This window comes from Bradyrhizobium sp. TM102, from assembly GCF_009176685.1.
GTDB classification, from domain to species: Bacteria; Pseudomonadota; Alphaproteobacteria; order Rhizobiales; family Xanthobacteraceae; genus Bradyrhizobium; species Bradyrhizobium ottawaense.
Genome location: NZ_AP021855.1, coordinates 1,206,075 through 1,224,771, shown reverse-complemented (window position 1 = coordinate 1,224,771; position 18,697 = coordinate 1,206,075). Strand labels below are relative to the sequence as shown.

At 66.1% G+C, this 18,697-nt stretch carries 18 protein-coding genes and 1 tRNA gene; 7 read left to right on the top strand and 12 right to left on the bottom strand.

The annotated features are described in order from the left end of the window. Positions 1-187: 187 nt before the first annotated feature. Together GDN70_RS05680 and GDN70_RS05675 are read right to left on the bottom strand one after the other, a co-directional pair. Positions 188-2,062: an ATP-dependent DNA ligase gene (locus GDN70_RS05680; RefSeq protein ID WP_152102263.1), complete on the bottom strand. Its 1,875-nt coding sequence runs from the start codon at positions 2,060-2,062 to the stop codon at positions 188-190. Beyond that, on the bottom strand, positions 2,059-3,096 hold the full coding sequence (locus GDN70_RS05675) for a ligase-associated DNA damage response exonuclease (RefSeq protein ID WP_049801937.1): 1,038 nt from the start codon (positions 3,094-3,096) through the stop codon (positions 2,059-2,061). Before GDN70_RS05675 ends, GDN70_RS05680 begins: the two co-directional genes overlap by 4 nt. Positions 3,097-3,229: 133 nt before the next feature. On the opposite strand from GDN70_RS05675, the gene GDN70_RS05670 reads away from it, so the two are divergent. Together GDN70_RS05670 and GDN70_RS05665 are read left to right on the top strand one after the other, a co-directional pair. Then, entirely contained in the window at positions 3,230-4,156 is a 927-nt protein-coding gene (locus GDN70_RS05670; protein WP_152102262.1) for a class I SAM-dependent methyltransferase, read from the top strand. A gap of 115 nt (positions 4,157-4,271) precedes the next feature. Beyond that, positions 4,272-5,501, top strand: coding sequence for an ABC transporter substrate-binding protein (locus GDN70_RS05665; protein ID WP_028140885.1), 1,230 nt, complete (start codon positions 4,272-4,274; stop codon positions 5,499-5,501). A gap of 73 nt (positions 5,502-5,574) precedes the next feature. Here GDN70_RS05665 and GDN70_RS05660 read toward each other — a convergent pair whose 3' ends face one another. From GDN70_RS05660 to GDN70_RS05615, 10 genes are all read right to left on the bottom strand, one after another. Then, complete coding sequence (locus GDN70_RS05660; RefSeq protein ID WP_028140886.1) at positions 5,575-6,426, bottom strand: amidohydrolase; 852 nt, start codon at positions 6,424-6,426, stop codon at positions 5,575-5,577. Positions 6,427-6,429: 3 nt separating this feature from the next. Next, positions 6,430-7,407: an aldo/keto reductase gene (locus tag GDN70_RS05655; RefSeq protein ID WP_152102261.1), complete on the bottom strand. Its 978-nt coding sequence runs from the start codon at positions 7,405-7,407 to the stop codon at positions 6,430-6,432. A 102-nt stretch (positions 7,408-7,509) separates the two neighbouring features. Beyond that, positions 7,510-8,442: a sugar-binding protein gene (locus GDN70_RS05650; RefSeq protein ID WP_028140888.1), complete on the bottom strand. Its 933-nt coding sequence runs from the start codon at positions 8,440-8,442 to the stop codon at positions 7,510-7,512. 94 nt (positions 8,443-8,536) lie between these two features. Further along, positions 8,537-9,619, bottom strand: a complete 1,083-nt coding sequence (locus tag GDN70_RS05645) for an ABC transporter permease (RefSeq protein WP_028140889.1) — start codon at positions 9,617-9,619, stop codon at positions 8,537-8,539. Then, positions 9,619-10,377: an ATP-binding cassette domain-containing protein gene (locus GDN70_RS05640; protein WP_028140890.1), complete on the bottom strand. Its 759-nt coding sequence runs from the start codon at positions 10,375-10,377 to the stop codon at positions 9,619-9,621. Before GDN70_RS05640 ends, GDN70_RS05645 begins: the two co-directional genes overlap by 1 nt. Positions 10,378-10,388: 11 nt before the next feature. After that, complete coding sequence (gene xylA, locus GDN70_RS05635) at positions 10,389-11,711, bottom strand: xylose isomerase (protein WP_028140891.1); 1,323 nt, start codon at positions 11,709-11,711, stop codon at positions 10,389-10,391. Further along, complete coding sequence (xylB, locus tag GDN70_RS05630) at positions 11,712-13,166, bottom strand: xylulokinase (RefSeq protein ID WP_028140892.1); 1,455 nt, start codon at positions 13,164-13,166, stop codon at positions 11,712-11,714. Between the two features lie 77 nt (positions 13,167-13,243). Next, positions 13,244-14,302, bottom strand: coding sequence for a LacI family DNA-binding transcriptional regulator (locus GDN70_RS05625; protein WP_028140893.1), 1,059 nt, complete (start codon positions 14,300-14,302; stop codon positions 13,244-13,246). Between the two features lie 397 nt (positions 14,303-14,699). Then, a complete protein-coding gene (locus GDN70_RS05620; protein ID WP_028140894.1) occupies positions 14,700-15,281 on the bottom strand; it encodes a helix-turn-helix domain-containing protein in 582 nt (193 codons plus the stop codon). 177 nt (positions 15,282-15,458) lie between these two features. Further along, a tRNA-Gly gene (locus GDN70_RS05615) sits at positions 15,459-15,532 on the bottom strand. 175 nt (positions 15,533-15,707) lie between these two features. On the opposite strand from GDN70_RS05615, the gene GDN70_RS05610 reads away from it, so the two are divergent. The 5 genes from GDN70_RS05610 (at position 15,708) to GDN70_RS05590 (ending at position 18,639) form a co-directional block, all read left to right on the top strand. Continuing rightward, positions 15,708-16,286 carry a methylated-DNA--[protein]-cysteine S-methyltransferase gene (locus tag GDN70_RS05610; RefSeq protein ID WP_028140895.1) on the top strand — a complete coding sequence of 193 codons (579 nt, stop codon included), beginning with the start codon at positions 15,708-15,710 and terminating at the stop codon, positions 16,284-16,286. A gap of 10 nt (positions 16,287-16,296) precedes the next feature. Continuing rightward, entirely contained in the window at positions 16,297-17,136 is an 840-nt protein-coding gene (locus tag GDN70_RS05605) for a helix-turn-helix transcriptional regulator (RefSeq protein ID WP_028140896.1), read from the top strand. A 131-nt stretch (positions 17,137-17,267) separates the two neighbouring features. Next, the gene (locus tag GDN70_RS05600) at positions 17,268-17,627 is read left to right on the top strand and encodes a hypothetical protein (RefSeq protein ID WP_038947289.1); all 360 of its coding nucleotides are present in this window, start codon (positions 17,268-17,270) and stop codon (positions 17,625-17,627) included. Between the two features lie 105 nt (positions 17,628-17,732). Continuing rightward, the gene (locus tag GDN70_RS05595) at positions 17,733-18,092 is read left to right on the top strand and encodes a VOC family protein (protein ID WP_028140897.1); all 360 of its coding nucleotides are present in this window, start codon (positions 17,733-17,735) and stop codon (positions 18,090-18,092) included. A gap of 145 nt (positions 18,093-18,237) precedes the next feature. After that, on the top strand, positions 18,238-18,639 hold the full coding sequence (locus tag GDN70_RS05590; protein WP_028140898.1) for an SRPBCC family protein: 402 nt from the start codon (positions 18,238-18,240) through the stop codon (positions 18,637-18,639). Positions 18,640-18,697 lie beyond the last annotated feature (58 nt).

Sequence of the window (18,697 nt, the reverse complement as noted above, 5' to 3'; positions counted from 1 at the left end):
CCGCAGCCCAATGAGAGTTTTTCGCGGCCGCCATCCTTCGAGACGCCCGCTTTAGGCGGGCTCCTCAGGATGAGGACGGAGTGCGCGGCAGCAGTTTCAACGCGCACCGATGCCGATTAGCCTCATCCTGAGGAGACCGCGAAGCGGTCGTCTCGAAGGACGAGGCGTGCGCTCAGGATCACGCACCTCACACCTCGACCTCCGCCGCGTCCGCCTTCAGCATCCTCTCCAGCGTCTCCAGCCGATCGGCCTCGCGCGGCGGCTTGTCCCAGCGCAGGCGGCTGATGCGGGGGAAGCGCATGGCGACACCGGATTTGTGTCGCGGCGAGCGCTGCAGGCCCTCGAACGCCACCTCCAGCACCAAGCCCTTGTCGCCCTCGTGCACGACATGGCGGACGGGGCCGAACTTCTCCGTGGTGTTGCGGCGGACGAAGCGGTCGATCTGCAGCAGCTCCTCGTCGGTGAAGCCGAAATAGGCCTTGCCGACCGGCACCAGTTCGTCGCCGCCCTCGCCCGCGGTCCAGACGCCGAACGTGTAGTCGGAATAAAAGGACGAGCGCTTGCCGTGACCGCGCTGCGCATACATCAGAACGGCATCGATGATGTGCGGATCGCGTTTCCACTTCCACCACTGGCCCTTGGGACGTCCGGGCAGATAAGGCGCATCGCGTCGCTTCAGCATCACGCCTTCGACGGCGTCCGCGTCTTCGCCGGCACCGGCACTTGCGGGATCGGCGCGTGCGGCAGTCAAAGCTTCCCAGCTGGAGAAGGCAACGGTGGGGGACAGATCGATGCGGGGATCGCCGAGCTTCTTGATGAAGGTCTCCAACCGTTCGCGCCGTTCCGCGAACGGCAGCTCGCGCAAATCGTTCTCGTCGTCGCCGAGCAGATCGTAAGCGCGCAGGTGAATCGGAAATTCCTTGATCAACTTGGGCGAGACGACCTTGCGGTTGAGCCGCTGCTGCAGGACGTTGAAACTCTGCACACGGCCCTCACGCAGGATCAGCAGCTCGCCATCGATCGCGCCCGGAAGGCGCAGCGACGGCACGAGATCCGGAAAGCTCCCCGTGATGTCCTCGCCAGTACGTGAATAGAGCCGCGCCGTGGTGTGGCCGCGCTCGTCCCGGCCGGCGACGGCCTGCACGCGGATGCCGTCCCATTTCCACTCGGCGATGTAGTCGGCGGGATCGAGCGCGGCGAAATCGCTGTCCTCGATCGCATGCGCCAGCATCACCGGGCGGAACGGTGCGGGATCGCGGTTGACCGGCTTTTCGCCGCGGCCCTCCAGCCAGGCGAACAGGTCGAGATAGGGCGGCGCGAGCCCCGGCCAGATCAGCTCGACCTCGTGCGGGTCCTTGTCGCCGAGCGCGGCCGCCGCGGTCTTGGCGAGCCGTGCCGAGATGCCGATGCGAAGCGCGCCGGTGACGAGTTTCAGCAGCGCCCAGCGCCCGGTCTCATCGAGCTCGTCGAGCCAGCGCTCGAGCTGCTTCGGCAGCTCGGTCTTGCCGAGGGTGCGAAGCGTGGTCACGACCTCGGTGAGAGTTGGGGGCGGCGGGTCGTTGTGGTTGCGGGCGTGAGGGGACTCATCAGCATCTCGCCCGGAGTACCCCCCTCCCTGCCCCTCCCCCACAAGGGGGGAGGGAACGGAGAAGCTCGTGCGTCCCTCACCTTGGGAATCACTAAAAAATGTTGTGGTCGCTGACAGCGCCGCACTCCGCTGCGCTCCCTCCCCCCTTGTGGGGGAGGGCGGGGGAGAGGGGGGGCCCGGAAAAGACTGCGCATTGTCTTGCGTCTTCGGCCACATCAACGCCACCGTCTCCGAGAGATCGCCGACGTAATCGTAACTCAACCCGAACAGCACGGGATCAGTACGCGATGCGATGAGATCGCGGATCAGGGCCGGCTTGGCGTGCTTGAAGCTGAGCGCGCCGGTGAGCGCAGCCAGCGCGTAGCCGCGGTCGGGGTCACCGACCTCGCGGAAATAGCCGGTGAGCAGCCGCAGCTTGTTGTTGCGGCCGGGCTCGTAGGCGAGACGGTCCAGCAGCTCGGCGAAGCGGTTCATGCTTCGGCCTCGTCTTGAAGCGCCGTCTCGCTCTCCTCCTCGTCGCCATAGCCGACGAGGTCGAGCGGCTGCGCTTTCAGGCCTTTGCTCTGGCACCAATGCACCAGTGCATCTTCCTGGCCGTGCGTGACCCAGATCTCGCCGGCACCGGTCGCGGCGATGGTGGCGGTGAGGCCGTCCCAGTCGGCGTGGTCGGAGATCACCAGCGGCAGCTCGATGCCACGCTGCCGCGCCCGGGCGCGCACGCGCATCCAGCCCGAGGCAAACGCCGTGACCGGATCGGGAAAGCGCCGCGTCCAGAGATCGGAAGTGGCCGAGGGTGGCGCCAGCGTGATGGTGCCGGCGAGCGCCGCCTTCTTCACGCCCTTCACCGGCCTGAGCTCGCCGAGATCGATGCCCCGGCTCTGATAGTACTCGGTGATCTTCTCCATCGCGCCATGCAGATAGATCGGGGCGTCATAGCCGGCCGCGCGCAGCAGCGCGATCACGCGCTGGGCCTTGCCGAGCGAATAGGCGCCGACCAGATGCGCGCGCTCGGGAAACAGCGCGACGGAGGCGAGCAGCTTCTTGACCTCATCGCTCGCATCGCCATGTCGGAATACCGGCAGCCCGAACGTCGCCTCGGTGATGAAGACGTCGCATTGCACCAGCTCGAACGGCGTGCAGGTCGGATCGGGCGCGTCCTTGTAGTCGCCGGAGGCGACGATGCAGGTGTCCTTGCAGGTCACCGCGATCTGCGCCGATCCCAGCACATGGCCGGCCGGGTGGAATTTCACGCAGACATCGCCGAGCCGGATCTCCTCGCCATAGCTGATGGCTTGCGTCGACCCGGCGAAATTCTCGCCATAGCGCAGCCGCATCATGTCCAGCGTTTCCTGCGTCGCCAGCACCGCACCATGGCCGGCGCGGGCATGGTCGGAATGGCCGTGGGTGATCACGGCCCGCTCGACCGGGCGGACGGGATCGATATGGAAGCCGCCGGGCTTGCAGCACAGGCCGGCAGCAACTGGCAGCAGGATGTCTTGCGGACGCATGTGAGACATATAGGAAGGGGCTGCTCCAAATTAAGCCGTCATGCGCGGGCTTGACCCGCGCATCCATCCTCTTAAAGAGTCCTCTTTTTGATGGATTGCCGGGTCAAGCCCGGCAATGACGAGATGGTTCCCAATGCCGCTCCGCCTGTTCCAGACTTCCGGCGATCTCATCGCCGACCGCCGCTTCGAGTTCGCACGCGACCTCCAGCTCAAGGGCGATCTGCCCGCCGCCGCTGACCTCATAGAGCAGGCGATCGAGCTCGCGCCGAACTTCACCTCGGCCTGGTTCACGCTCGGCGAAATCCGTCAGCAACTCGGCGAGCGCGACAAGGCGATCGCCGCATTTCGAGAAGCGCGGAGGTCCGATCCCGAGGACCAGCACGGCGCTGGCCTGCGTCTGATGCGGCTCGGCGACGCCGAGATGTCGGAGATGCCCAAGGCCTATGTGCAGGCGCTGTTCGACCAGTACGCCCCGCGCTTCGAGCACACGCTGGTCAACGATCTCGACTATCGCGCCCCGGCGCTGATCTTCAAGGCGGTGGTGGCCGCGCGGGTCGCCGCGAAGAAGCCGGCCTTCTTCAAACGCACCATCGATCTCGGCTGCGGCACCGGGCTTGCGGCCGCCGCATTCTCGAAGCAGGTCGATCATTTCATCGGCATTGACCTGTCGCCCGGCATGATCAAGGAGGCGCGTGCGACCAACCTCTACGCCGAGCTCGAAGTCGCCGACATGATCGAAGGCCTGCGGAGCAAGGGCGATGGATGCGCGAACCTCGTCGTCGCCGCGGATGCGTTCGTCTATCTCTCCGATCTCGCGCCGGTGCTGAGCGAAGCCAGGCGCGTGCTCGTATCCGGCGGCGTGCTCGCCTTCACGCTGGAGACGCATGATGGCAGCGGCATCGTGCTCGGCGAAGGCCTGCGTTATGCCCACTCCGCGGAATATGTGCGCGGCGCCCTCGCCAAGGCGGGCCTCAAGCTGCTGACGTTGGAGCCGGCCTCGCCGCGCATCGAGAATAACGAGCCGGTGCGCGGCCTCGTGATCGTGGCCGAGAAAACTTGAGTCTAGGCGCTAACGCCCCGTGATTTGAGCGTCATTGCGTCGCAAAGCCGTGACTTCCCACTTGCGAGCCAAGCTGCGATGCCAGCACAATGCCCTCGCCAGGGAGAAACAAATAATGACGAAGAATCCATCGCGACGCGATTTCAGCGCCGCCGCGCTCGCCACCATCGCCGCATCCACCTTGCCCGCGCCTTACGTCTGGGCCGCGGAGAAGAAATACGATGCGGGCGCCAGCGACACCGAGATCAAGATCGGACAGACCGTGCCGCATTCCGGCCCCGGCTCGCTCTACGGCGTGCTCGGGCGCATCGGCGAGGCCTATTTCCAGATGCTGAACGAGAAGGGCGGCATCAACGGACGCAAGGTCAAGTTTCTCACCATGGACGATGCCTACAGCGCGCCGAAATGCGTCGAGGCGACGCGGCGCCTGGTCGAGCAGGAGGAAGTGCTCGCGCTCTACGGCTCGCTCGGCACCGCGCCGCAGACCGCCGTGCACAAATATCTGAACTCCAAGGGCGTGCCGCAGCTGCTGCTCAACACCGGCGCGTCGAAGTGGAACAATCCGAAAGAGTTCAAATGGACGATGGCGGGCCTGCCGCTCTATCCGACCGAGGCGCGCATCCTGGCCCGTCACGTCGTCAGCGTGAAGCCGAACGCCAAGATCGGCATCCTCTACCAGAACGACGATTTCGGCCGCGACTTCCTCGGTCCCTTCAAGAAGGTTTTGGAAGACGCCGGCGGCACCGCAAAGGTGATCATGGAGCAGACCTACGATCTCACCGAGCCGACCGTCGATTCCCAGCTCATCAACCTCTCGAAGTCGGGCGCCGACGTCTTCTACAACATCTCGACCGGCAAGGCCTCGTCGCAGTCGATCCGGAAGGTCGCCGAGCTCGGCTGGAAGCCGCTGCAGCTTCTTTCCGCCGGCTCGACCGGCCGCTCGATCCTCAATGCCGCGGGCCTCGAGAACGCCACCGGCATCGTCGCCATCCGCTATAACAAGGAGGTCGGCCTGCCCAAATGGGAGAAGGACCCCGACGTGATGGCGTTCGAGGAATTGCGCAAGAAGTACACCCCGGCCATCGACCCCGACAACACCATCGCCTTCGCCGGCTACGGCCAGGCCGTGACCATGGGCGAGATCCTGCGCCGCTGCGGCGACGACCTCACCCGCGCCAACGTGCTGAAGCAGGCCTCGACGCTGGCGGGCTTCCACTCGCCCTACTTCCTCGACGGCGTCACCTATAGCTACACGCCCGAGGACTACACGCCGATGAAGACGCTCTTCATCTCCACCTTCACCGGCAAGGACTGGGACATCTCCGACAAGCCGATGTCCGAGTAGACAAGAGCGCACGCCGCTGCTTCCCCTCTTCTGCTTTGCCAGGAGAGGCATGAAGCAAGAGCGCGCTCAGACGCTAACTTGCGATAGCCAGCCGATACGCCCGCGTCGCATTCACACCAAAAGCCTTGGCCCGCAGCTGCGGGCCAAGCTTCGCCAGACAAGCCTCCAGCGCGTTCTTGATCTTGCCATAGCTCCCCGCGAGCAAGCACACCGGCCAGTCCGAGCCGAAGATCAGCCTGTCTTCGCCGAAACACCTCGCGGCGTGCGCGACGAACGGAAACAGGCGTTCCGCATCCCAATCATTCCAGACCGCTTCGGTCGCAAGCCCAGAGATCTTGCACCAGACATTGTCGCAAGCCCCGAGCGCGGCGATGCGATCGGCCCACACCTCGCTGCCGCCGTCGGCGATCGGCGGCTTGGCGGTGTGGTCGAGCACGAAGCGCGCTTGCGGAAAGGCCTGCGCGGATGCGATCGCCGACGGCAGCTCGCGGGCGCGGACGAGGAAATCGTAGGCGAGATCGCGGGCGAACACAGCGGTGAGGCCGCGCTGAACGTCCTCGCGCAGCAGCCAATCGGGATCGGCTTCATCGTGGACCTGGTGGCGGATTCCGACCAGCTTGCCGCCGCCGGGTGAAGCACGAAGCCGATCGAGCGTTTCGCCGAGCGCACCATCCGTCAGATCAGCCCAGCCCACCACGCCGACGACGAAGGGATTTTCGTGCGCAATGCGCAAGAATTCATCGGTCTCCTCCAGCGCGGAGCGGCATTGCACCAGGATGCTGGCATCGACGCCGTTCGCCTTCAGCAGCGGTGCAAGATCGGCCGGACCGAAGGCGCGGCGGATCGGCGTCAGCTCGTCCGCTGCCATCCAGGGATAGTCCGCGCGCGCCGGGTCCCAGAAATGCTGATGCGCGTCGATGATCATGGCCTACGCCCCACCCGGCAGCGGCGCGCGCGCATCGACGAGGTTTCGTGCCCGCAGCTCCTGCCAAAAGGCAGCCGGCACCGCTGTCTCCGACATCGCGATGTTGTCGGAAACCTCCGCGGCGTTGCGCGCGCCCATCACGGCGACCGTGACGGCCGGATGCGCCATGCAGAACTGGAGCGCGGCGGCTTTCAGCTCGGTGCCATGCTTGCGGCAGAGCGCGTCCAGCTCCAGCGCCCGCGCAACGAGCGAAGCATCGGCGTCCTGATAGTTGAACTTCGCGCTGGTGTGCGGATTGGCGAGGATGCCGCTGTTGTAGATGCCGCCGAGCAGGATGCCGATGCCTTTCGCCGTGCAGAGCGGAAACAGCGCATCCAGGGCGCCCTGGTCGAGCAGCGTGTAGCGCCCGGCCAGCAGGAAGCAATCGACGGGCACGGCCTCGGCGAAACGGACCAGCATCTCCGACTGGTTCATGCCGGCGCCGATCGCCTTCACCGTGCCCTCGCTGCGCAGGCGCTGGAGTGCGCGGAAGGCCCCGGCGACGGCGTCGTCATAGTGATCATCAGGGTCGTGCACCAGCAGGACATCGACGCGGTCGAGCCCGAGGCGGACCAGGCTCTCCTCCACCGAGCGCAGCACACCGTCATGGCTGAAATCGAACACCGGCCGCTCGCGCGGCGTGCCCTTATAGTGTTCGTCCTCGGCGGCGCCGCCATCGGGCGCGCGCAGCAGGCGGCCGACCTTGGTCGAGATGGCGTGGGAGTCGCGCGGCTGTTGCCGCAGGAAGGCCCCCAATCGCCGCTCCGCGAGGCCAAAGCCGTAGAGCGGCGCCGTATCGAAGAAGCGCACCCCGAGCGACCAGGCGCGCGCGATCGTGGCTTCAGCATCGGCATCGCTCACGGGGGTGAACAATCCCCCCAACGGGGCAGAACCGAGACCGATTGAAGTGACGTCGAGCGAACCAAGCCGCGACCGTTTCATTCCCATTGCCTTGTCTTCATTCCAACAGTCCAGATCATCTCCCCCGCTTGCAAAAACCGCAAGCGGGGGAGGCACGCAGGAGCGCGGGGCTGGCGGACGCTCCTACTTCAACATCTGCGCGACGTTGTCCTTGGTGACGAGATCGAGGCCGGTGTAGACGATCTCCGGCACCTTCTCGCCCTTCTTGATGGCGAGCAGCGTGTCCATCGCCTTCTCGCCCATCTCGAACGGACGCTGGCCGACCAGCGCGTTGGCATAGCCGTCGCGTAGCAGCTCGAGCTGCATCTTCAGCGTATCGGCGACGACGAGCGTAAACTTGCCGGAATCGATGTCCTTCTTGTTCCTGCTGGCGAAGGCCTTGAAGCCTTCGGGCGCGAACATCGGCCAGCCCCCGATGGGAACGATGGCGGCGAGATCAGGTGTCGCGGTGCGCATATCCGTCATCTGCTGGACCGCGAGTGCCGGATCGTCGTTGCAGAAGGTCGGGGAGCCCGCGACCTCCGTCCATTTCGAGCCCTTCAGCGCCTCGCGCACGCCGTCGACGCGCTCGGCGAGGTTCTTGGCGCCGGGGCCGCCCGAGACCATGGCGTATTTGCCGCCGTCGGGGCGCATCTTCACCAGCTGCTTGCCGAGCGCGACGCCGAACTCCTTGTTGTTGGTGCCGATATAGGCGATGCGCTTGGAGCCGGGCGCGTCGGCATCGAAGGTGATGACGGGGATGCCGGCCGCCGTCGCCGCCTCGATCGACTTGGTCATGGCCGCGACGTCGGCGACCGAGATGGCGAGGCCGTCGACCTTCTGGGTGACGAAGTCCTGGATGATCTGGGCTTGCGTCGCCGGCTCATGCTCGACCGGCCCCTTGTAGTTGCACTCGATATTGCCGAGCTCCTTGGCTCGCTTCAGGCAGCCGTCGCGCGCGAAGTCGAAGAACGGATTGTTCATCGCCTTGGGCACGATGACGAAGCGGTAGTTCGCGGCCAACGCCGGCGTTGCCATCATTGCGACGGCGATGCCGGCAAGAAGAAATTTCCTCATTGTCTCCTCCACCCTTGTTTGGTGCCTATCCTCTCGAAAGCGCCCGGGAAGCGGACAGGCAACATTTTATTTGTCTTCCCGAAGCGACGTTACGTCAGCTCATCCGCGAGCGGATGCGGTCGACCAGCACGGCCAGGATGATGATCACGCCCACCAGCGTCTGCTGCCAGTAGGAGGAGACCTGCGCCAGCACGAGGCCATTGCGGATCACCTCCAGCAGCACGCAGCCAACGATGGCCCCGAGCGGACCGCCGATGCCGCCGGCGAGATTGGCGCCGCCGATCACAGCCGCCGCGATCACGTTGAGCTCGTAGGACGTCGCCATGTTGGCCGGCGCCGATCCGAGCCAGCCGGAGATGATGATGCCCTGCAGGCCGGCTGCGAGCGCGCAGATCACATAGACCTCTATCTTCACCCGCACGACCGGGATGCCGGTGAGTTCAGCCGCCTTCTCGTTGCCGCCGAGCGCGAAGACGTGGCGGCCGAACGCGCTGTGATGCAGCACCACGGCCATCGTCAGCGCGAGGACCACGAGATAGATGAAGGGCACGGGCACGCCGAGCACGTCGCCCGACGTGAGCGCGTAGAAACGATCGGCGTCGGGCCCACCCGGAAAGCTGCCGCGGCCGTTGGAGACGACATAGCCGAGCCCGCGCACGATCGAGAGCATGCCGAGCGTGGTGACGAAGGGCGACAGGCCGAGCACCGCGATGCAGAAGCCGTTGACGAGACCCGCGATCAGCGCGACGCCGAGGCCGGCGAGGATCGAGATCAGCAGGATCAAGCCGGGCACGTTGGCAATTACGGTCTTGCCGTCGGCCGCCATGTGCACGAACAAGGCGCCCGCTGGCGAGCCGGGCGCCGACAGTTCGGTCATCACCATCGAGGTGATCATGGCGGAGAAGCACATCATCGATCCCACCGACAGATCGATGCCGCCCGTGATGATGACGAAGGTGACGCCGAGCGTCGCGATGGCGATGAACGAGAAGTTCTTCGCCACGTTCTGCATGTTGCCTTCGGTGAAGAAATAGGGGCTGGCGAAATGCATGATCACCAGCAGCACCGCCAGCGCGAGCAGAACGTAACCGGTCTGGGAGGCGAAGATGCCGCGCTGCCACCACCTGATCTTGCCGACATTGGTGAAGCTGATCGGGGATTCCATGGGCATGGCCATCACGCCGCCTCCTTCGCGCCGGTGATGAGGGCGGTGACTTCCTCTGGCGAGGTCTGGTGGATCGGCTTGTCGGCCCGCTTCTCGCCGCGACGCATGACGATGACGCGGTCGCACACCGCGAACACGTCGGGCATGCGATGCGAGATCAGCATCACGGCGACACCCTGCTCCTTGAGCCGGTGGATCAGGCCGAGCACCTGCTCGACCTGGCGCACCGAGATCGCGGCGGTCGGCTCGTCCATCATCACCAGCCGGGCATTGGAGAGCCGCGTCCGCGCGATCGCGACCGCCTGGCGCTGGCCGCCCGACATCTGCTTGACGAGATCGTCGGGGCGCGTCTCCGAGCGCAGCTCGCCGAAAAGCTCCAGCGCGCGCGCTGCCATCGCCTTGTGGTCGAGCAATGCGATGGGCCCGAACCTGCGCTTCAGCTCGCGGCCAAGGAACACGTTGGCCGCCGCCGTGAGATTGTCCGACAGCGCGAGGTCCTGGTAGACGACCTCGATGCCGACGGCGCGGGCATCGACCGGCCGGCTGAAATGGACCGCATTGCCGGCAAAGCGGATCTCGCCATGGCTGGGGCGGAAATTGCCGGCGATGATCTTGACCAGGGTCGACTTGCCCGCGCCGTTGTCGCCCATCAGCCCGACAACCTCGCCCGGCATGACCTGCATGTCGACGCCATGCAGCGCGCGGATCGCGCCGAACTCCTTGCCGATGCCGGTCAGCTCGAGGACCGGTGTCGCGTCAGCCTTTGCCATCAGTGCCTCGCTCAGACATAGCGGTTGACCAGGGATTCCAGATATTCCTGCCGGCCCGAGCGCGGCTGCGGGTCGAAACCGGGACGAAGCGCGCGGTCGGCGAGATCGGCGAGCGAACGCTGGCCGCCGAGAATGGCCCGCCCCTCGGGGCCGGACCATCCCTGGTAACGCTCGGTGAGCGGCGCCGTGAGGGCGCCGGCGTCCAGCATGTCGGCGGCGGCGAGGAATGCGCGCGCGCAGGCATCCATCGAGCCGACATGGGCGTGGATCAGATCATCAGGGTCGATCGACTGCCGCCGGATCTTGGCGTCGAAATTGAGCCCGCCGGTGGTGAAGCCGCCACGGTTCAGGATCTCGTGAAACACCAGCGCCAGCTCCGGGACGTTCATCGCGAACTGGTCGGTATCCCAGCCGAGCAGATCGTCGCCGCGGTTGACGTCGAGCGAGCCGAACACGCCGAGCGCCTCGGCCAGCGCCACCTCATGGTGGAAGGAGTGACCGGCGAGGATGGCGTGGTTCTGCTCGATGTTGAGCTTGACGTCCTTCAGGAGGTCATAGCGCGCAAGGAAGCCGTAGCAGGTGGCGACATCGAAATCATATTGATGCTTGGTCGGCTCCTTGGGCTTCGGCTCGATCAGGATCGGCCCCTTGAAGCCTATTCTGTGCTTGTGCTCGACGACCAGCGAGATGAAGCGGCCGAGCTGGTCGAGCTCGCGCTTGAGATCGGTGTTGAGCAGCGTCTCGTAGCCCTCGCGCCCGCCCCACAGCACATAGTTCTGGCCGCCGAGCCGGTGCGTCACCTCCAGCGCGGCGCGGACCTGGCCTGCCGCGTAGGTGAAGATCTCCGGATCCGGATTGGTCGCCGCGCCCGCCATGTAGCGACGATGAGTGAACAGGTTGGCGGTGCCCCAGAGCAGGCGGACCTTGCTCGCGGCCATCTTTGCCTCGAACAGATCGGCAATCGCATTGAGATTGGCGACGGACTCGGCGAGCGAAGCGCCCTCCGGCGCGGCATCGACGTCGTGGAAGGTGAAGTAGGGCACGTCCAGCAGGCGGAACAGCTCGAAGGCGACGTCGGCCTTGGCGCGCGCCTGCGCCATCGCGTCACCGCCCCCGTGCCACGGCCTCAGGAACGTCTCGCCGCCGAAGGGATCGCCACCCGGCCAGCAGAACGAATGCCAATAGCAGACTGCAAAGCGCAGATGATCCTCCAGCCTGCGGCCATGCACGAGGCGGTCCTTGTCGTACCAGCGGAACGCGGGCGCCTGTCCCGCATCCTTGCCGGCGAAGGCGACAGGTGCAGTTGCATCGAAGAATTTGGCTGACGCGTTCACTTAAGGGGTCTCCTTCAATGCGGGATAAAGCGCGCGCCATCGCCGATAGGCCTCGTCATAGGCCTCCGCGACGGATGCGCGGGGTGTGAAGCTCGCGAGCCGCCGCGGGCGGGTGCAGACCGCCGCGGGTGTCTCGCCGGTCACAGCGAGCCGGCCTAGCCGCGCGGCGCCGAGGGCCGCCCCCACCTCGCCTTCCTCGATGCGATGGACGGGAATGCCGAGCACATCGGCGCAGATCTGCGCCCACAGCGGCGAGCGCGAGCCGCCGCCGACGAGATCGAGCTCGGCAACGGGCCCGCTCGCCGCGCTCAGCGCCGCCAGATTGTCGCGCGCAGCGAAAGCGACGCCTTCGAGCACGGCCTGCACGATCTGCGTCCGCCCGGTCGCACCGCGCAGGCCGACGAAGGCGCCGCTCGCCGCGGCATCGTTGTGCGGCGTGCGCTCGCCGTCGAGATAGGGCAGGAATCTGATCGGGCTCGGTCCATCGACGCGCTCGCCGAGCGGCGCCAGCAGCGCTGCGGCCGGCGTCTCCATCACGCCGGCGAGCCAGGCCAGCGAGGCCGCTGCCGAGAGCATCACGCCCATCTGGTGCCAGAGGCCGGGCAGCGCGTGACAGAACGCATGCACCGCCGTTTCAGGCGCCGGCGCGAAGCGGTCGGTGACGCGGAACACCACGCCTGACGTTCCGAGCGACAGGAACGCATCGCCCGGCGCGATCGCGCCGAGCCCGATCGCGCTCGCGGCGTTATCGCCGGCGCCCCCGGCGACAACGACATCTTTCGCCATGCCCCAGCGCCGCGTGAATTCCGGTGCGAGCATCGCGCTCGCCTCACGGCCCTCGACGAGACGCGGCATGTGGTGGAGATCGAGCCCGGTGGCATGCAGCAGCAGGGGCGACCAGCGGCGCAGACCGACATCGAGCCACAGCGTGCCAGCCGCATCGGACATGTCCTCGATCAACTCGCCGGTCAGGCGATAGCGCACATAGGCCTTCGGCAGCAGCACCTTTGCGACGCGCGCGAAGATTTTTGGCTCATGCCGCGCGACCCACAACAGCTTCGGGGCGGTGAAACCCGGCATCGCCAGATTGCCGGCCATCGCGTGCAGCGAGGGGCAACGCTGCTCCAGCACGGCGCATTCGGCCTGCGAGCGACCGTCGTTCCAGAGGATCGCCGGACGCAGCGGCCGTCCATTCTCGTCGAGCAGCGTCGCGCCATGCATCTGGCCCGACAGGCCGATGCCGCGGACCCGCGCCACCTCGCGCGGATGGCGGGCGGCGAGATCGTCCACCGCGCCGATGGCTGCATCGACCCAGGAATCGGGGTCCTGCTCGGACCACAGCGGCGCCGGGTGCGACAGCGCAAGCTCGCGCGCCGCCGTCGCGAGGATCGCGCCGCCTTCGCTCACGAGCACCGCTTTCACGCCGGAGGTGCCGATGTCCAGTCCGAGATACAATTCGTCCTCCCATTTACCCATTGCGGTGCGCGAGCTTGCGTCGCCTTCCCGCCAGGCCGTTCCATATTCATCTGCCGCTAAGGCAGATTGTCCCGCATCACGATGTCGATCCTGATCTTCTCCTGTTCGCGCAGGATCGGCTCGCCGCGGGCGAGCGCGAGCAGCACGCGCACGGCGGCGCGCGCTTCATGTCCGGGGTTCTGCGAGATCGCGGCATCCATCACGCCCTGCAGCAGCAGCCGGCGCGTCAGCATGGTGACGTCATGACCGACGAACACGACCTGCTTGTCGCGGCCGGCATCGCTCAACGCCTTGTCATTCAAGGCCTTGGCGACGCCCTGGGTACCGGCGCCGACGTTATAAAGGCCGACGATGTCGGCATGCCTGCCGAGCAGCCGCGCCAGCACCTGTTCCGAACGATCGTCCTCGTCGCGCCCTTCCAGCACCGGCAGCACGCTGAGCCCGGGGAATTCCGACGCCATCACCTGGTTGAAGCCGAAGATGCGCTCGGCATGGTCGCGCAGGCCCTGCGAGCCCGCGACGATCGCGACCTTGCCGGACTTTTGGCCGGCCAGCCGCCCGACCAGCGCGCCGGCGGTGCGCCCCGCGGCAATGTTGTCGATGCCGACATAATGGTGGCGCCGCGAGGACGGCACGTCCGAAACCAGCGTCACCACCTTGGTGCCGGCATCGACGAGATCGTTGATCGCGGCGCGGACGCCAGGATGATCGAGCGCCACCACGGCGACGCCGTCGTAGTCGCCCGACAGCGCCTCCAGTGAGGCCGCGAGCACGGAGGGGTCAAACACGTCGGTCGCGACCATCTCGACGTTGAGGCGGCGAACCGAGAGCCAGGCCGACATCTCGCCGAGATAGGCCTCGATCTGCTGCATGAAGGGATTCGGCCCCGACGGCATCACGAAGGCGAAGCGGCGGGCGCGGCCGCGGGCGAGTTCGGCGGCGGCAACATGCGGCTGGAACGCGTTGCGCTCGATCGCCGCCTTGACGCGCCGCACCGTGTCCGGCCGCACCCCCGGGCGGTTGTGCAGCACGCGATCGACCGTCGCCAGGCTGACGCCCGCCTCGCGGGCGATGTCCTTCAGCGTCAGCGCGGTCGCGGTGAGGGTGTCAGCCATCGCTGAAGGTTAGCAGAGGTGTTTTGAGGTACGCAACTCATTTTGAGGACCGTCATCGCCGAGCCTCAAATTACGGTTGTAGCCACAGCCGTAGACACGCCCCTGCCCGACCCGCGTCTCGCTCGAACGCTGGACGCGCGGCCCCGCCGCCTTGCCTATGGTTGCCGCTCACCGACGGCGCCACAACGAGCGTTCGCGGCAAGATCATGAGAGCGCGCGGCGATATCGCCAGGGATTCGGACAAAGGCAGGCTCTATCAACGCGTCCTGTGGCAGTCCGCGACGCTCTATCATCAAAATGCTCAGCTCCTGGGCCGGCGAGCGGGTCCAGCCGCTGCCGCAATTGGCCTGAGCATTGACCGGACTTGTCGACAGGCCATGACAGGCTTGCCCTGATCTCACATCTTCCCGTAGGAGGCGCCGCGCCGCGTGATGATGACGTAGCGCGCGTCCTGCTTGGTTTCGTTCTCGAAGATCACCGCGCGCATCACGTCGAAATCCAGGCAGTCGCCTTCGCGCAGGCGCACCGCCTTGGCGTCGATGTGCACGGCGATGGCTCCCTCCAGCATCAGCAGTTGCTGGGTGAACGCGTTGCGGCCCCAGGGGCTGTACGGCACCCGCGCGCCGGCCGGCAAATCGATGACGATGATCTCGATGCCGCTCGCCGCATCCGTCGGCGAGGCGTGCCGGCGGCGATAGCCGCTGTCGGGATCGCGCCAATGCGGCTGGTCGGCAAGCCGCACCAAGCGCTCCGGCGGCTTCTCCGCGAGCGCGACGACATCGCTGAGCGACACGTCGAGCGCCGCGCAGAGTCGTCCCAGCAGCGCAGCCGTCGCGCTGCTCTGCGCCCGCTCCACCCGCCCGATCATGGCACGGCTGACGCCGGAGCGTGCGGCGAGCTCGTTCAACGTCATGCCGGCCTGCGTCCGCAGCGTCTTCAGGCGGCGCCCGATCGCGCGATCGAGTTTTTGCTGGTCCATGGTCTTCATCCGAACGTTGCCCGGCCAGAGACCGCACCCGCCAAAGCGTGAGGAGCTTAGGCCAAGGGACCAGCAAGCGCCGGAGACAGCGGCTAATATATTGGAATTTTACGCACCGCGCGAATACGCGGTCGCGCCTGCCAGATCGATCGGAATGGAAACTTCAATCGGGAAGCTTGGAGCGGGCGAAGGGAATCGAACCCTCGTATGCAGCTTGGGAAGCTGCCGTTCTACCATTGAACTACGCCCGCTTATGCGCGGCTTGCGCGCCCGTCCTGATTAGCCGAGACGGCGCCTCCCGCCAAGCAGTTTGGCGCAGCCAGCCGGCTGGTTATTAACGTCTTGGCAAGATTTTGGGTGCGCCGGATTGTGGCGGTGTTATGATCTCGTGTCTGGGGAGAGACGTGCACTGAGTGGGGCGTGTGCATGGTGGGGCGTGGCTATACGATATTCGACACGGCGATCGGGCGCTGCGGCATCATCTGGAGCGGCACCGGCGTGGTGGCCGTGCAATTGCCGGAGGCGCGGGAGATCGACACCCGCCGCCGCATCTTTGCGGTCCATCCCGAGGCGCGCGAGCAGCGCCCCTCCGACAATGCCGAGCTTGCGATCGACGGCATCGTGAGCCTGCTGCAGGGCAACGATCCCGATTTTTCCGAGGTCAGCCTGGATGCCGGCGGGGTGCCCGGCTTCAACCGCCGCGTCTACGAGTTCGCCTGCTCCATTCCGCGCGGGGAGACGCGCACCTATCACGAGGTCGCCAAGGCGCTGGGGGCTTCAGGCGCGGCACATTCGGTGGCACAGGCGATCGCCAGAAATCCCTACATGCTGATCGTGCCCTGCCACCGGGTACTGGAGGCCGGCAATTACACCGATCGGCTCTCGCCTTATGGCGGGGTGATCTCCAAGCGGCGGCTCCTGGCACTCGAGGGCGCCCATCCCGTCGCCAGCAAGACGCTGTTCGAGGTGCTGCTGCCGGTTGCCCCACCAAGGCCGTCCACCTAGATAAGGCGGCATGGACGCGACCACACTGCTGACGTCACAATCGATGATCGTTTCCGAGTTTCGCTGCGACGCGGGACCGGGCGATACGCCATTTGCCGAATGCCGCACTGGGCATTCCATCGCCTATGTCCGCTCGGGCAGCTTTGGCTGCCATTGCCGCGCCGGTTTCTTCGAACTGGTGGCGGGCTCGATGCTGGTCGGCGCGCCCGGCGAGGAATACACCTGCACGCATGAGCATGTCAGCGGCGATGTCTGCCTGTCGTTCTTCCTCAGCTCGGACATGGTCGATGCCCTCGGCGGGCGGGGCGAGGTCTGGCAGGTCGGCGCCACGCCGCCGCTACCCGAATTGATGGTGCTGGGCGAGCTCGCCCAGACGGCGGCAGATGGCAATAGCGATATTGGCCTCGACGAGGTCGGCCAGATCCTGGCCGGCCGTTTTGTCGACGTCGTTTCGGGCAAGGCGCGCAAGCCGGCCACCCCCACCGCGCGCGACCGCCGCCGCGCGGTCGAGGCCGCACTTTGGATCGACGACAATTCGCATGCCGAGGTCGATCTCGAACAGGCCGCAAAGCAGGCGGGCCTCAGCCCGTTCCATTTCCTGCGGCAGTTCTCGAGCGTGCTCGGCGTCACCCCGCATCAATATCTGGTGCGGTCGCGGCTGCGGCACGCAGCGCGGCTGCTCACGGATGACGACATTGCGGTCACCGATGTCGCCTATGACGTCGGCTTCGGCGATCTCTCCAACTTCGTCCGCACCTTCCACCGCGCTGCCGGCGTATCGCCGACCAAATTCCGCCAGGCCTCGCGCGGGGAGCGCAGCGTCTTCGCCGAACGCCTCGTCCTCAACTGAGACAGGTCGGCCGCATGGTGGGGTAATAGTCTGTTGACCAGACGGGCGCGTCGTACTGGGCTTACGGAACGCCGCGCGATATTACAACCAAAGAGCGAATCATCGCTCTTTGAAATGCGGCGACCCGGCAGATGAACAGTGCCCCGAGTGATGTGATTGCGGCCACACTGATCGCGCTTGCCGTTGGTCTTGCCTTCATCGCCGGCTGTGCCGTCTATTATGGCCGCCAGATCACCTCGCGCAGGATTCCGATGCAATGGGGCACCGACGGTCAGCCGGCCTGGTTTGCACCACGCCTCATCGGGCTCTGGTTCAGCTTCGGCGTCACGGCGGCCCTGTCCGCGTTCCTGCTCGTCCTCGCCCTTCATGACCCGCAGAAGCTCACGGCCCTGATCGTCGCAACGGTCAGCGTGATCGGAACGAACATGTGGGTTCACGTCTATCACCTGAAACGGGTGATCCGGTGGCAGTCGGAGGTTCCGGCGAATTAGCCGGCTGCCGAGCGCAAGATTCTCCAAGAGCCGCCCGCTCCACCCCGACTAGGGTCGTCTCCGGGCGCGCGCCATTTTCGGCGCGCTTTGCAAATGGAGACGACCATGTACGACCACATCGGGCTTCGCGTTGCCGATCTCGACGCCGCGACGCGCTTCTACACCGCGGTGCTGGCGCCGCTCGGTTACGTCCTGTGCTCCAGCGGCGACGGCTATGCCGGCTTCGGGCCGAAGGGCGAGCCGGGGCTGTGGCTGCACCTGAACAAGGGCCGCAAGGCCGACGGCGCGCACATCGCGTTCCGCGCCGGAAATCATGACGCGGTCAAGGCGTTCCACAGCGAAGGCCTGAAGAGCGGCGGCCGCGACAATGGCGGCGCCGGGCCGCGCAAGGATTACAGCCCGACCTACTACGCGGCGTTCCTGATTGATCCCGATGGCAATAATGTCGAGGCGGTTTGTGTGTAGAAGCCGCCGCGCACGAGCACTCGTAGGGTGGGCAAAGCGTAGCGTGCCCACCATCGCGTGCGAGAGCGCCGATGAATGGTGGGCACGGCGCGCGAAGAGCGCGCCTTTGCCCACCCTACGAACTCCACATCATAGGAATTCCCCGATGGCCTCCATCCACAACGACATCTCCATCAATGCCCCGGCACGCGACGTCTGGGATGCGGTGCGCGATTTCGGCGCGCTGCATGAACGGCTGGCACCCGGCTTCGTCACCGCCTGCACGATCGACGGCGATGCGCGTATCGTCACGTTCGCCAACGGTTCGGTGGCGCGCGAAGTGCTGGTCGATTGCGACGACGCGCGGCAGCGCCTCGTCTATGCCATCAACAACGAGCGGCTGCAGCATTACAGCGCCTCGGTGCAGGTGATCGCCGACGGCGACCGGAGAAGCCGCCTGGTGTGGATCATCGACATGCTGCCGAACGAGCTTGCAGCCTACGTCCAGGGCCAGACCAAGGACGCCGTCGTTGCGATACATAAAGCGTTTCCGCCCGCTGCAGCTTAGCGGCGGTCCACGCGGCTCTGTGAGTTTTCTCACAGAGCTCCGCCCTCGCCAGCCTTAA

Bases quoted from the DNA above. Each gene is read 5' to 3' on its own strand.
- GDN70_RS05665 (WP_028140885.1), top strand. From the start codon at position 4,272: ATGACGAAGAATCCATCGCGACGCGATTTCAGCGCCGCCGCGCTCGCC.
- GDN70_RS05650 (WP_028140888.1), bottom strand. From the start codon at position 8,442: ATGAGGAAATTTCTTCTTGCCGGCATCGCCGTCGCAATGATGGCAACG.
- GDN70_RS05610 (WP_028140895.1), top strand. From the start codon at position 15,708: ATGGTGGGGCGTGGCTATACGATATTCGACACGGCGATCGGGCGCTGC.
- GDN70_RS05595 (WP_028140897.1), top strand. From the start codon at position 17,733: ATGTACGACCACATCGGGCTTCGCGTTGCCGATCTCGACGCCGCGACG.
- GDN70_RS05675 (WP_049801937.1), bottom strand. From the start codon at position 3,096: ATGCGTCCGCAAGACATCCTGCTGCCAGTTGCTGCCGGCCTGTGCTGC.
- GDN70_RS05590 (WP_028140898.1), top strand. From the start codon at position 18,238: ATGGCCTCCATCCACAACGACATCTCCATCAATGCCCCGGCACGCGAC.
- GDN70_RS05660 (WP_028140886.1), bottom strand. From the start codon at position 6,426: ATGATCATCGACGCGCATCAGCATTTCTGGGACCCGGCGCGCGCGGAC.
- GDN70_RS05670 (WP_152102262.1), top strand. From the start codon at position 3,230: ATGCCGCTCCGCCTGTTCCAGACTTCCGGCGATCTCATCGCCGACCGC.
- GDN70_RS05640 (WP_028140890.1), bottom strand. From the start codon at position 10,377: ATGGCAAAGGCTGACGCGACACCGGTCCTCGAGCTGACCGGCATCGGC.
- GDN70_RS05600 (WP_038947289.1), top strand. From the start codon at position 17,268: ATGAACAGTGCCCCGAGTGATGTGATTGCGGCCACACTGATCGCGCTT.
- GDN70_RS05680 (WP_152102263.1), bottom strand. From the start codon at position 2,062: ATGAACCGCTTCGCCGAGCTGCTGGACCGTCTCGCCTACGAGCCCGGC.
- GDN70_RS05605 (WP_028140896.1), top strand. From the start codon at position 16,297: ATGGACGCGACCACACTGCTGACGTCACAATCGATGATCGTTTCCGAG.
- GDN70_RS05625 (WP_028140893.1), bottom strand. From the start codon at position 14,302: ATGGCTGACACCCTCACCGCGACCGCGCTGACGCTGAAGGACATCGCC.
- GDN70_RS05655 (WP_152102261.1), bottom strand. From the start codon at position 7,407: ATGAAACGGTCGCGGCTTGGTTCGCTCGACGTCACTTCAATCGGTCTC.
- GDN70_RS05645 (WP_028140889.1), bottom strand. From the start codon at position 9,619: ATGGCCATGCCCATGGAATCCCCGATCAGCTTCACCAATGTCGGCAAG.
- GDN70_RS05620 (WP_028140894.1), bottom strand. From the start codon at position 15,281: ATGGACCAGCAAAAACTCGATCGCGCGATCGGGCGCCGCCTGAAGACG.